The organism is Flavobacterium sp. SORGH_AS_0622 (assembly GCF_030818825.1).
Taxonomy (GTDB): Bacteria; Bacteroidota; Bacteroidia; order Flavobacteriales; family Flavobacteriaceae; genus Flavobacterium.
Genome location: NZ_JAUTAX010000001.1, coordinates 1,933,199 through 1,947,711, shown reverse-complemented (window position 1 = coordinate 1,947,711; position 14,513 = coordinate 1,933,199). Strand labels below are relative to the sequence as shown.

9 protein-coding genes are annotated in these 14,513 nt (G+C 35.0%); 6 read left to right on the top strand and 3 right to left on the bottom strand.

Annotated elements, in window-relative coordinates; all coding sequences use genetic code 11:
• Nucleotides 1-238 precede the first annotated feature (238 nt).
• From QE431_RS08430 to QE431_RS08405, 6 genes are all read left to right on the top strand, one after another.
• Complete coding sequence (locus QE431_RS08430) at nt 239-838, top strand: RNA polymerase sigma-70 factor (RefSeq protein WP_307294951.1); 600 nt, start codon at nt 239-241, stop codon at nt 836-838.
• A gap of 67 nt (nt 839-905) precedes the next feature.
• Complete coding sequence (locus tag QE431_RS08425) at nt 906-2,015, top strand: FecR family protein (protein WP_307294949.1); 1,110 nt, start codon at nt 906-908, stop codon at nt 2,013-2,015.
• Between the two features lie 6 nt (nt 2,016-2,021).
• Nucleotides 2,022-5,381, top strand: a complete 3,360-nt coding sequence (locus tag QE431_RS08420) for a SusC/RagA family TonB-linked outer membrane protein (RefSeq protein WP_307294948.1) — start codon at nt 2,022-2,024, stop codon at nt 5,379-5,381.
• A 4-nt stretch (nt 5,382-5,385) separates the two neighbouring features.
• Nucleotides 5,386-6,846, top strand: a complete 1,461-nt coding sequence (locus tag QE431_RS08415; RefSeq protein WP_307294946.1) for a RagB/SusD family nutrient uptake outer membrane protein — start codon at nt 5,386-5,388, stop codon at nt 6,844-6,846.
• Nucleotides 6,833-8,299, top strand: a complete 1,467-nt coding sequence (locus QE431_RS08410; protein ID WP_307294944.1) for a hypothetical protein — start codon at nt 6,833-6,835, stop codon at nt 8,297-8,299. The genes QE431_RS08415 and QE431_RS08410 overlap by 14 nt, the downstream gene beginning before the upstream one ends.
• A 188-nt stretch (nt 8,300-8,487) precedes the next feature.
• On the top strand, nt 8,488-9,630 hold the full coding sequence (locus QE431_RS08405) for a cytochrome-c peroxidase (RefSeq protein WP_307294941.1): 1,143 nt from the start codon (nt 8,488-8,490) through the stop codon (nt 9,628-9,630).
• Nucleotides 9,631-9,717: 87 nt separating this feature from the next.
• On the opposite strand, the gene QE431_RS08400 is transcribed toward QE431_RS08405, so the two are convergent.
• From QE431_RS08400 to QE431_RS08390, 3 genes are all read right to left on the bottom strand, one after another.
• Nucleotides 9,718-11,724, bottom strand: a complete 2,007-nt coding sequence (locus tag QE431_RS08400) for a heavy metal translocating P-type ATPase (protein WP_307294939.1) — start codon at nt 11,722-11,724, stop codon at nt 9,718-9,720.
• Nucleotides 11,725-11,983: 259 nt separating this feature from the next.
• Nucleotides 11,984-13,231 (bottom strand): efflux RND transporter periplasmic adaptor subunit, encoded by a 1,248-nt coding sequence (locus tag QE431_RS08395; protein WP_307294937.1) that lies wholly within the window; start codon nt 13,229-13,231, stop codon nt 11,984-11,986.
• Nucleotide 13,232: 1 nt separating this feature from the next.
• A complete protein-coding gene (locus tag QE431_RS08390; protein ID WP_307294934.1) occupies nt 13,233-14,480 on the bottom strand; it encodes a TolC family protein in 1,248 nt (415 codons plus the stop codon).
• Nucleotides 14,481-14,513: the final 33 nt, after the last annotated feature.

The following is a 14,513-nucleotide window of genomic DNA, read 5'->3' as shown; positions in this document are numbered from 1 at the left end:
GCGAACTTTGCGTTTTTTAGAATCTTACATAATAAAAAAATCCTTGCGCGCTTTGCGGTTAAACCCTCATTCTAAAAGTTTTTTGCACCTATTCTGACTAATATTTTTTCAAATAGCGTTTATATTAATTTTATTTAGAATTAATATAAATAAACTTTTATATTTGCCGCTTTCTGAGCAAATCTGAGTAGTTTTTAAAATTTACTTAATATTGCTTTTCCAAAGTAAATTTCGTTTAATGAACCATAATACCAGTTTCGAATTAGATCTCTTCAAATCCTTTAAAGAAGGAGACGAAACTGCATTTAAGTTTTTTTACGATAAATATTTTAGGCGAATCCAATCTTTCAGTGTTCAGTTTATTTATGATCAGGACGAAGCTGAAAACCTTGCTCAAGAAGCCTTACTACACTTATGGCAAAATAGAGAAAACGTAGAATCTATTAACGGTATTCAAGCTTTCTTATTTACCTACGCCAAATCAAAATGTCTGAATTTAATCCGCCACAATAAAGTGAAGGATAAATTTAAGAATGACCTACTTAACCACAAAGAACGAGAATTGGATATTGAGGTTTTAAACTCACTTCAGTTCAACACACTAGAATTAACAGAATTGGAGCGCATTATTCAGGAATCAATTAATGAATTACCGCCCAAAACCCGCGAAGTTTTTATTAAAAAACGCTTTGAGAATAAAAAAAACGCAGAAATTGCCGAAGAAATGCAAGTGACTTTAAAAGCTGTCGAAGCCCATATGACAAAGGCTTTGAAGATTTTAAAGACTAAATTATCGGACTATTTGTTTCTAATTTTTATCCTTATTTATAATAATTAAGAATAAAAGGTAGGGTATTTTAATTCTGAGGTGTACTAACTATAGCGAGAAGTTTAAAAACGCATTTATGACATCGGAACTAATTTATAAATACTTATCTAATGAAGCTTCAGAACAAGAAGTTCAACAACTTTTTGATTGGATTGATGCCTCAGAAGAAAATAAAAAGCAATTTATAACTTTAAAAAAGACTTGGACTTTAACAGCACTTACTGAAACTATTTCACGTGATACTACTCCAGTAATTGCATTGAAACCAAAAAATAATACAAGAAAGTATTTTAGATACGCGGCCATTCTTGTTGTATTATTGGGTTTAACAAGACTTGCTTTTTATTTTAATGAAAGAACAACAGCTTCTAAAGAAATTGTTCTGGAATTAAGTGATGGACGATTAGAATATTTTACGCATAAAAATGAGAATACTTTAGTCAATGATAAAGGCGAATTGATCGCCCGAAAATTTACAGACCGAATTGTTTATTTCGGGAAAGTTCTCGATAAAGAAGTTTCCTATCATACGCTTACAGTCCCGTATGGAAAAAGATTTAAGCTTACACTTTCAGATGGTACCTTAGTAAGTTTAAATTCTGGAACTACTTTACGCTATCCAGAGCAATTTGGAATAAACGGAAAAAGAAATGTTTATTTAACTGGTGAAGCTTTTTTTGAAGTTGCCAAAGATAAACAGCATCCGTTTATTGTACATTCTGATAAAATTGATATTGAAGTTCTCGGAACAAAATTTAATGTGAGTGCCTATCCTGAAGACAAAACTGTGAGTAGTGTTTTGGTTGAAGGAAGTATTCAAATGTCTGAAAAAGACAATCCTTTAAACGCCGTTTTGCTTAAGCCCTCCCAAATGGCAGTGTGGCAGAACGAATCTAAGAAAATCGTAACACAAACAGTTGATACAGCTGTTTATGAAGCTTGGACTCAAGGCGAACTGGTGTTTCAAAATACCCCATTTTCTACTATTGCAAAAATTATTGAACGTACTTATGACGTTGAAATTATCAACGAAAATACTGTTTTGGCCAAACAGAGTTTTACAGGTTCAATAAAAGTTAGTGAGTCTAGTGTCGCCAATATTTTAGAACTTCTAAAACGTGACACGCCTTTTAATTATTCCATTAAACAAAACACAATTACTATTACACCAATTTTCCATAACTAAATAAACATGACTTTTACGATACATCCCAATTCAAGAAAAATTCTATTTTTCTTAGGCTTTCTATTATCCTGTTTTTCAGCTTTTTCTCAAAATAAAAACATTACATTACATGTAAAAAACAAACCTATAAGCTTAATTATCAAATCGATTGAACAGCAGACTGATTATAGGATTATTTACAATGCCCGAAAAATTGATGCGGAACAATTAGCCGATATTAATGTTGATAATGCGTCATTGGAAACCACTTTGACTAAGCTATTTGACGGAAAAAATATCTCTTTTTATATTCAGAAAAAGCAGGTCTTACTGACCAGCGCAAGTTCTACAAATGATTCTGGCGCAGCACAGGAAACCGAAAGATTCATCAGCGGAACGGTTTATAATGCCAAAGACAAACAACCGCTTCCAGGCGCAGCTATTCGTATAAAAGGAACTGGAATGGGCGCCATAACTGACTTTAACGGAAAATTTGTTTATCAGTTAAAAGGAAATAACATTCCGAATCTTATTCTTGAAGTTGGATTTTTAGGAATGGAATCTCAGTCACGACAAGCCGGAAATAATAAAGATTTTGTTTTCTATCTACAGGAAACCACAGACGAATTGAATCCTGTTGTGATTACTTCATCTTATGGAACTACAAAATTAAAGGAAGAAATTGTAGGGAGTATTTCGACTTTAAATGCCAAAGATATTGCGGTAGAACAAGCTTCAGAAAGTATCGATAAAATGATTACGGGGCAAATTGCCGGCGTAATGGTTGAAAATACTTCTGGTATTGGTGGTCCAGTAAAAATTAATATTAGGGGTCAGGGAACATTATCATCTTTAACAGGAGCAAAAACGGGAACTTCTACTCAGCCTTTAATAATTGTAGATGGTGTGGTAATGAGCGAAGAATACGGTATTGATAGTTCCTTTTTTGATGGAAGTGGCGATACTGCAGAAAATTTGGCCAATCCGCTAATGAAAATTGCGCCAGAAAATATCGAAACAATATCAGTTTTAAAAGATGCTGCAGCGGTAGGTATTTATGGTGCTGATGGTGCAAATGGTGTCATTTTGATTACTACTAAAAAAGGAAGAAAAGGAAAAACACAATTTGGTTTCTCTAATCAGCTTGGAGTTTCATCGGCTATTAACCGAATCAAATATCTAAGCGGTGAGCAATTTACCGAGCTTAGAAACGAATACATGAAAAATACCACAACAGGTTATGTTCCTGTTGCTTACAATGGTGTAAATACAGATTGGTTTGAGGTTTTAAACAGATCTGGAATTTACAACAAGTATAATTTTAATGTTTCAGGTGCAACTTCAAAATTTTCTTATCGTACAAACGTAAGTTATACCAAAATTGACGAACCTCAATTGGGTAACGATACCAAACAATTAAATGCAGGTATTAATTTAGGTTTCAATTCTGGCAAATGGAGTGCAAATTTAATGCTGAACCCAAGTTATGTACAAAAAGATGCTCCAAACATCTTTGCTAGTTTTGCCTATTTACCAACTCTTGCAGTTTACAACGCTGATGGTTCTTATGCAGATTTAGGCGTTAGCGGTATTACAAGAGGAAATCCGCTTGCAGCAATTGAACAAAATAAAAATCAAGCGCAGACATTTGGTCTTTTAGGAAGCATCAATTTATCTTATCAGCTAAATAATGCTATTAAATTTTCTACTCTTTTCGGAATGGATTATACTGATAAGGAGCAAGATCGTTACTTTTCTGCTGCCAACGAAAGTGGTCAGTTTAATGGCTCTTTTACGCTAGACGGAATTCTTTATCCAGCATGGGGACGTAGACTTTTAAATCAAAGAAATTCAACTAAATGGAACTGGCAGGGACAAGTTTTATTTAATAAACAATTGTCTGAAAACCACGAAATTGATGGTATTGCAGGTTTTGAATTGTCTGAAGACAGAACAGATTTTAATTATAAATCTGGAGTTGGATTCGTGAATCCAGATCAGATTAATAAAGTGACCGATGCGGTTAGAGACGATAATTTAGCAACGCCTTTAGTTGACGAATCGAAAAGCGGTCAGACGTATCGAAATGAAATCAGTTATAATTCTAGAGTTTCCTTTTTATCTCAGGTAAATTACAACTATAAAAAACGTTATTATGTTCTAGCCAATTTAAGACGCGACGAGAGCTCGGTTTTTGGAGATGATACTAATGTTGCCCTCAACGGAGGTGCTGGTTTAAGCTGGATTACAAGTAATGAGAACTTTTTACAATCAAACACTTGGATTGATTTCTTAAAATTTAAAGCAAGTTACGGTTCTACAGGTAACTCAAGAATTGGTTCATACAGATCAAAAGGTTTATATAATATTAGTCAAAACGGTTATAATGGTAACTCTGCAGCAACTACGGGAGCCGCGCCAAACGGCAATTTAAGCTGGGAGAAAAATACAAAGTTTAATGTTGGTTTTGACTTTAACATTTTTAAAAGAATCGAATTAACACTTGAATATTATTATGATAATAAAAGTGATTTAATTACGACTAGAGATATTCCAACAGAAACTGGATATAGTTCTGTACAGTTAAATGCTTCAAGTATGTACAACAAAGGTTTCGAGCTTACTACCAGAATTAAATGGATAAAAAGCGAACCTTTTAAATGGACAACCACTTTTAACATCTCTACAGTAGATAGCAAAGTAACCGATCTAAAAGGTTTAGGAAGCGACTATGCATTAGGAAATATAGCATTGGCACAAAAAATAGGTTATAGTACAACAACCCTATGGGGAATAAAATGGGTTGGTGTTGATCCTGCAACAGGACGTGATCTTGTAGAAAAAGATGGACAAGTTTATGATGCTAAAACGTATAACGATAGTCATACCGTTGCAGACTGGGTGCCAATTGGAGACACGCAGGCAGATGCATACGGAGGTTTTTATAACAACTTTACATTTTACAATAACCTGACATTATCTGTTAGAGGAGATTTCCAGCTTGGTGGTGATGTCTTTATTTCTGATGTTTATATTGACAAATATTCAAATACTTTAAACCGAAATCTTTCTGTAAATGCAGCAGATCACTGGAGAAATCCTGGAGATATTGTTTCGCAGTCTGCAATTACATCCTCTCCTATTCTTTCAAACTTAAGCAAATATGTTTATGATGGTACTTATGTGAGAATCAGTAATATTAATCTGAGTTATAATGTGCCGCTGAAAAATACTTTTCTGGATTCTCTTTCTGTTTTTGCAGATGCTTCAAATGTGGCATATTGGTATAAAGCAAAAAGTCCGAAAGGAATGAACGGAATAAGTGAATACAGTTTTATTTATCCTCAGGCAAGAACAATCTCTCTGGGACTTAATGCAAAATTTTAAAGAAATGAAATATTCAAAATACATCACATTATTTTTTCTGATTTTCTCATTACAAAGCTGTAGTGATTTTTTGGAGCAGGAACCTGGAACGCAGACTTCTATTGATGAATTATTGCAAAATAAACAAGGAGTTCTAACCGCTCTAACCGGACTTTATACAGAAGTTGAAGCCAATGTAAGAGGCGAACGTTTTGCTGTTTATGCAGATTTGCAGGGAGGAAATATCAAATTTACACCAACAGCTTCAGGAACAAACAGAGGGCAAATATCACCAGCTGCAAACCTAGAGCAGGTTTATTCTTTTGATGATTTAGCACTGACTAGTAATTTTAAATCTTTTTACGACGGAAGTTATGATATTATCAATCAAGCCAATTTAATTTTAGAATATACGCCTGCTCTAAAAGACGCTACCGAAGAAGAGAAAAAACAAATTATGGCCGAGGCTATGACAATTAGAGCTTATACACATTTTCTTTTAGCAATTGTTTACAGCCAAGACTATAACTATAGTCCAGATGCTTCTCACTTAGGAATTATTTACAACACAAAATCAATTAAAACAGGAATACAATACCCAGCGAGAGAAACGGCTTCATCTACTTACAGTCTAATTATAAGCGATTTAAAAGAGGCTATTAGCAACTATTCTTCAAATTTAGTACTTAGTGGTTCAACGTATTCTTATTTTAACGTAAACAGTGCAAAAGCATTACTTGCACGAGTTTATCTGCAGAAAAGTGACTGGACAAATGCATACGATACTGCAAATGATGTTATTACAAATTCTGGCGTTAAATTGGTAGAAAAAGACAATTATCTTGCAGAATGGGCAAAAACAGATCTTCCTGTATCTGAAATTTTATTAGAATTTTCGATTCCAAGAGACGCTGAAGGTACTGCTGGAGCCTCTATGGCAGGTTATTTTGGCTATACATCTGCAACCATTTACAATAAATATGTGGCTTCAAATGACATCGTTGATCTTTACGAAAGTGCCGATTTAAGAAAACAATTGTTCTTAACACAGCCATTACAGACTTTAGTAAACGGTGTGCTTACTCCTGTGAATTATAATTTCACTAAAAAATTCCAAAACAATGCAGGTTATGTAGCTTTCAGATTGAGCGAAATGTATTTAATACGCGCCGAAGCGGCTTATGAAACCAACAGAGCGGATATCGCTATGGCAGATATCAACATTATCCGCGCCCGTGCAAATGCTGCATTATTAACTAGTACGGTGAATCTTAAAGAAAATATTTTATTAGAAAGAAGAAAAGAACTTTGCTTTGAAGGTCATTTGTTTTTTGATCTTGCTCGCAATCATAAGAATATTTCAAGAAATGACGGCTGTATTTCAACTAGCTGCAGCGTGACATATCCTTCTTTAAAATTTGTGCTGCCAATACCAACATTCAACACTAATCTTAACCCTAACTTACAACAAAATGACTCGTATTAAGATATTAAGCATATTGTTTATAGCAGTATTATTTACTTCCTGCTCAAAAGACGATTATAAATTAGGTTCTGAAATTGATCCGTTTTTAAGATTCAATTTCTTGGTAAAGAGCGATAATACACCTGTAGAATATCCAACTGTAAACGGAAGTTTAGCTCCTGTGTCTAATTACGTAAATACTTCAGTAAAAACATTGAAAGTGCCAGTTGCATTAACTACTCGTAACTTAAAAAATACGGTTACTGCCAATTTTAGTGCAGTTTCATCAACAGGTGATAACGAAAGTTTTACAGTAAATCCAGTTAATCAGTTAACTTTTCAGGGAACTAAACTAACCGATACTATTGCCGTTTCTTTTGATAAAAGATGGGCTGCAAATCAGAGTATTACTTTAAAATTGGAAACTGTTTCAGATCCAGAAATTCATATTGGAAATTTAAATACAGAATATCCAAATGATACTTTTAAAATTGATCTGGCCGCAATTACTACAAACTATACATTTCCTGTTAATCAATTAGTTGTTAAAGGAGAAGTTGGCGAAACAATAGATTTTAAAGTGAATTTCCCTAATGGATTTTTCCCTTCTGAAATAGAAAACGCGGCAATTTTCAAATTCCAAAATGGTTTTGAGTATTCATTAACTCATGATGATTTTGGAGATAACAGAAGTTCAATCAATTATCATTTAACACTGCTAGAAGATATTCAAAATGATGATGCACGTTACGAGTCAAAAATTACATTAGTAAATATTCCCAATTATAATGCAACGGGAAACCTTACCTTAACAGTAGTAAAACCAATAAAATCGCCAAGAGATATTCAGGCCAATCCTGCATCTAAATTTACCGATCCTACTAATGCCTTTTATTTAACTTATGGCGAACACTGGTTTAGCGTGAACGGTGCATGTTCTTGGCAGACTTTTAATGCCCTAACATTTCCAGTTGTAGTAACAAAAGACAATGAAAACGCCATTCTTTACAGCGACAAAGGAACCGCAAATCCTAATGACGATGTTTATTATGATGCGTTTAAAATAGGATTTAATGTTGCAAGCGGAACCAATACAGTCAATTCTTTTGGTTTAAAAAGATGGTTCTCTAACGAAAGTAATTCTGCTGCAATTTCTCCCGGATTTAATATTACCTCAGCCTTAGAATTTTTCCCAGCAAATGGAAACAGCAAAACTGAAGGAACAGTTCTAGTAATTCCGCAGGATATTACTATCGGATCGAGTGCCACAAATACACATGTTATAGCTATTTCCGGAGATGGAACTTACAAAGAAATCGGCAACGGTCTATACGAAATTTCATTTGAACTAAAACTAACAAATGATAAACTTTTTGGAGGAACTGTTTCTACGCAATACAGAATGTACAATAATAGAGTTTATACGAAGCCAAGCCCTTTAAACATTCCATGTCCCAAGGAGGTTACGCTTTAGAGTAGTACTCAGTCTCAGTTTTCAGTTGTCAGTTTTCAGTTCCGATGAGGAAGCTTTGTCAAAGTTTTAAACTTTGACAAAGCTTTTGGAGCCTAACGAAACACTAAGACTAAGACTAAGACTAAGACTAAGACGTGAAACCTGAAACCTGAAACAAAAAAAAACAAAAACATAAAAAACAAAGCAAATTGAAAAAACTAATCTTCCCTCTCCTATTCCTGCTGGGTTTGTCGGCTTATAAAAGCGTTGAAGAACCAGATTATATTGATGTTCAGGAATTACGAAAAATTTATTCTGGCGGTGATGCTTCCAAATGGCCTGCTGCGGAATTGCATGAAAGTGTCGATAAAACTAAATTTGAGGATATTGGAGTGCTTCCTGCTGTTCCTTATCCTGCTTACAATCCGTATTCTAAGGAAAAAGAAAGTTTGGGAAAGATCTTGTTTTTTGATCCGAGGTTATCCCGAAGCGGACAAATTGCCTGCGCTTCCTGTCATAATCCAGAATTGGGCTGGACGGATAATTTGACGCGTTCTTTCGGGCATGATCGCCAAACGGGAAAACGTAATTCGATGACAATTTTAAACTCGGCGTATGCCACTTCCTTATTTTGGGACGGACGTGCATCCAGTTTAGAAGATCAGGCGCAGTTTCCTGTTTCAGATCCGCTAGAAATGAATGAAAAACTGACGATTGCCGTAGATAAAATTGCCAAGATTAAAGGTTATAATAAACTATTTAAAGCCGCTTTTGGAGATAAAAAAGTGACTTTAGAGCGAATTCAATATGCGATTGCGACTTTCGAAAGATCAATTAATAGTCCGAAAAGTAAATTTGATCAGTTTGTGAGCGGAAAATCAGAGGCCTTTACCGATTCTCAAGTGAAAGGAATGCATTTATTCAGAACCAAAGCGCAATGTATCAATTGCCATAATACGCCTTATTTCAGCGATAATCAGTTTCATAATGATGGCCAAACTTTATTCGGAACTAAAAATGAAGATTTCGGGCGTTATAATGTGACGAAAGATGTAAAAGATATAGGCAAATTTAGAACGCCAACGCTTCGCGAAGTGGTAAACACAAAACCGTGGATGCATCACGGGCATTTTCCAACTCTTTTAGATGTGGTAGAATTGTATAATGGAGGAAATCCTTCTCCCGTTCAGAAAAAATATCTGGGAACTCCAAGAGATTCGCTAATTCCAAAAGTAGATCCTGCACTTAAAAAACTGAATTTAAATAAAGAAGAAATAAGCGATCTTTTGGCCTTTATTGAAACTTTGAGTACGCCAACAAGAAGAATTATGGTTCCTGAAATGCCGAAATAATTTAGTTAGTTTGTAAATTGTCCTAAATCTGTAAATCTAATCAGCCCATTTTCTTTTTGGAAATGGGCTTTTATTTTTTGGTACAAATTAAAACTTCATTTTCTGAATTCTAACAGCATTCAAAATTGCCAGTAAAGCTACTCCAACATCAGCAAAAACAGCTTCCCACATTGTTGCCAGTCCGCCCGCGCCGAGAATTAAAACAAAAGCTTTTACGACGAAAGCTAAAGTGATATTCTGCCAGACGATTTTTTTAGTCTGTTTTCCAATATTGATTGCCATTGCTATTTTACTGGGTTTATCATCCTGAATTACGATATCTGCGGTTTCAATAGTAGCATCACTTCCCAAACCTCCCATTGCAATTCCGACTGTGCTCAAAGCAATTACGGGTGCATCATTTACGCCATCGCCCACAAAAGCAATAGTTTCGTTTCTGGCTTTAATTTCGTTGACTTTGTTGACTTTATCTTCTGGAAGCAAATCCCCAAAAGCTTTTACAATTCCGAGTTTATCTGCAACAAATTGTACTACATTGGTTTTATCGCCGCTCAACATGGTTAGTTTAACTCCTAAAGTTTTTAGTTTGGTAACCGTTTCTTGGGCATCTTCTTTTATTTCATCGGCAATGGTTAAATAGCCCGCAAATTTCTGGTCGTAAGCAATTGCAATTGTAGTGTACACTATTGATGTCGGATCAATGTCGTAAGCAATAGAAAACTTATCCAGAAGCTTAAAATTCCCTACGTGCAGTTCTTTTCCGTTATATGAAGCTTTTAATCCGTGTCCCGAGATTTCTTCAATATCTTTCAATTCAACTGAAGTATCAATTTGTCCCGCATAATTATGAATTGCAGTTGCAACGGGATGTGTACTTCGGCTTTCTAAAGCATTGACCAGCTTCAGGATTTCTTCTTTATCAAATTCAGGTTTTATAATGACTTCCTGCACTTTAAAAACACCTTCGGTCATGGTTCCGGTTTTATCAACAACAACATTTTGAATCGTCGAAATGCTGTCTAGAAAATTACTGCCTTTAAACAGAATTCCGTTTTTACTGGCAGCACCGATTCCTCCAAAATAACCCAACGGAATACTGATTACCAACGCACATGGACAAGAAATCACCAAGAAAACCAAAGCTCTGTACAGCCAATCGCTAAAAACATAATGGTCCACAAAAAGCATTGGAACCAGACAAATAGCAATCGCCAGATACACAACAATAGGCGTATAGATTTTAGCAAACTTTCTAATAAATAATTCTGCAGGGGCTTTTTTTGTAGTAGCGTTCTGTACCAATTCTAGAATTTTAGACAATTTGCTGTCATTATAAGCAGTCGTAACTTTTACTTCTGCAATTGTGTTTCCGTTTATCATTCCGGCTAGAACTGTTTCACCTTTCTTTTTGGTGTCAGGTTTACTTTCTCCTGTTAATGCAGCTGTATTGAACGAAGCCGAGTCTGATAGTAATTCGCCATCTAAACCTAATTTTTCTCCCGCTTTCAGCTGAATAACAGCGCCAATCTGAACATCTTTGGCTTTGACTTTTACTGACACATTATTTTCTAAAACATGAACCTCATCAGGACGTTGGTCTAATAAACTTTTAATACTAGATTTAGCCCGATTAACTGCCATTCCTTGAAAGGTTTCTCCAATCGTATAAAATAACATCACGGCAACACCTTCTGGATATTCTCCTATAGCAAACGCCCCAATTGTGGCAATACACATTAAGAAAAATTCTGAAAAAACATCTCCTTTTACGATACTTTCATAAGCTTCTTTCAAAATAGGAAGCCCAACTGGAAGATAAGCAATGGCGTACCAAATAGTTCTCACATATCCTGTAAACCAGCTTTGTGGAAAGTAATTATCAAAGGCAATTCCGATTAATAATATAATAAATGAAACTATGGCAGGTAAAAACAATTTAAACCAGCTGCCTTCTACATTATGTTCATGATCGTGTCCGTCATGGTCGTGGTCGTGCCCATCATTATCAGAATGCTCGGGTTCGTCATGCGAACAACAGCAGGTAGTTTTGGGTTTACTTTTTATATTTTTAACTTCTTTATCTTGATGTATCATGGGAAAGTTTCAAGTTTATTTGTTTCAGTCTGCAAGTTTAACCTTTGAATAAATTAATGTTCTAAATTTAAGCATTTTGTTTGTTGCCACAAAGGCGCTAAGGCACTAAGTTTTTTATTTTGAATTGCCTACAGCTTTAGCAGAAGGAAATTCAATTATTAAAAGAAAAATTGGAGACTCTGCGACTTTGCTATCAAATTTCAGCATTAAAAACCTTAGAACCTCAGCACCTTAGAACCTCAGCACCTTCAAAAAAAAATCAATGTTCATGCTCTCCACCGCCCTTCATGACAGAAAGCAGATAAAAAGCCCCTTTAGTAACTATTTTTGCTTCTGAATCAATTTTATCTACAAATTTTACTTCTGTAAAACCTAAATCTGTTGTTCCTGGCATCACTTCAACTGCTTTAAAATGAATTTCTTTTTCATGAGATTCTTCTTTTTCGCCTTCGGTATGCTTGTGTTTTTCTTCAGTATGCGATTCTTCTTGTACAAAAACAAAATACTTATCTGCATTTCGAACCACAGCATCTTTTGGTAATGCAGGAACGGTTGCATTTGTAATATTGATATTGGCAGAAACATACATTCCAGGAATCAAACCTTTGGCATCGGCTGGATCGATTTTGGCGTGAACGGCAACGGTTTTACTTTCGTTAGAAAAAGATTTATTGATTCCGAAGATCTTTCCTTTAATGGATTTATTGGACTGATTTGTCAATACAAAATCGATTACCTGCCCTACCGAAATAGAACCCAAATCTTTCTCGTAAACATTCAAATCTAAATGCATCTGGCTATTGTCAACCACTTCAAAAAGCGAAACTCCAGTATTGGCAAAAGCGCCTTTAGCAATATTGATTTTTCCAACGTAACCATTGATCGGAGCTACAATTGGAACTAGAGACGAACTTCCTTTTGTGGAAACATGCAAAGCTTCTAATTTGTTTTTGGCTGCCTGCGCACGCGCTCTTTCGGCTGCTAATTTTGCTTTTACTTCCTGAAATACCTTTCTCGGATTTACGTTTTCATCACTCAAGGTTTTCTGGCGGTTATATTCTAACTGTAGATATTCGACATTGGCAGAAGCCGAATGATAATCTTCCTGCATCTCAATTACTTCCAAATTCTGAATGGTTGCCAAAACTTTTCCTTTGTTCACGAATGTTCCTTCCAAAACATAAATATCTTTTACCGTTCCGCCAATTAAAGTAGAAACTTCAGCGGAATTTTGCGGTGGAACTGTCGTGTAGCCATTGGCTTTGATGATTTTATTCAGGTTTCTGTTTTCTACAAATCCTGTTTCAATACCTACAGTTTTATATTGAGATTCGGTTAAAGCAACTTCCGTTTGTGATTTTTCTTCTTCGTGTATTTCCTCTGTCTTTTTTTCATTACAAGAATTTAAAATTCCGCAGTAAGCTATAAGCATTAAGCTATAGGCTAATTTTCTTTGCGGACTCTGCGATAAAATCTCTGCGATCTTTGCGGTTAAATTTATTTTCATTTTAATTGTTTTTGATGGTTGGAAATTGGAGTTCGATGGCGCTTTGATTATAGCTGTGAGTCGCTTCTGCAAATTGTTTTTTAATATCAATTGCCTGATTTAAAAAACTGATATACGACCAATAACTCATATCGCCATTGGCATAACTTTTTTGTGCTGTATCAATAATCTGATTGGCATACTGCAAACCCTCATTTTGATAATAAGCTAAGTTTTTCTGGTGCTTTTTAAAATTATTCTGTAATTCTTCTTTTTGCAGATTTAAAATCATTTTATTTTTATCCAAAGCCATTTGGGACTGCGAAATACTGATTTCAGCCGCTTTCGCTTTGGTTGTGTTAACACCTCCAAATAACGGAATCTGTAATCCTGCTGTAAAACCTTGAAACAACGATTCTGTATTAATGGTTTGCACAAAATAACCTAAACCGATTTTTGGAGTTCGCAAAGCTTTAAAAGTCCCAACTTCTTTTTGATAAACCGAAATTTGCTGTTGATAGAAATCGGTCATCAGAAGTTCTGCTTTTGAGGTTTCTTGATTTTCTATGAAAGCATATTGCAAAGCTGTATTTTCATCTGGAATAATGTTTTCATTGGTCTGAACAAAAAACTGAAGCTGTTTCTGGTAAATCGCCAAATCGTATTCTAGCTGTGCTTTTTGGGTTTCTATTTCTTTTACTTTGGCTTTGGCGCTAATCACTTCGATATTACCGCTTTCTCCAGTTTTAAAACGGAGCTCGGCATTCTTTAAAAATTTGGTGTAGATCTCATTTAATTCTGAGTTTAATTTCTGAATTGAAACTCCATACAAATATTGATAATATGCCAGAGTTACTGCTTTTTCGACTTCATAAGAAGATAAAGCTTTTCGTTTTTCAGCCAATTTTGCGAGTTCTTCCTGCAATTGTCTGTTAGCTTTTGTAATGTTTCCCAACGGAAAAAACTGCTGTACAGAAACATTGTGATCGAAATCTACGCTATTGAATTGTCCGCCTTGATATTGCACTTGTAACGGATCTGGTTGAAAAGCCGTTTTCTTTAAAACGGTTTGTTTTTCAATTTCTTTATCAGCAATTTTTAAGTCGATGTTGTTTGATTTGGCAAGTTCTATTGCTTTTTCTAAAGATATTTTGGTTTGCGCCGATATTAGCGTGCTTGCTAACAGGAATGCAATTAACCGCAAAGATCGCAAGGGATGCGCGAAGTTCGCAAAGGTTGTTTTTCTTAGATTGTATGGTAATTTTTTCATTTCTTTAAAATTTTTCTTTGTGTGCTTTGCGTA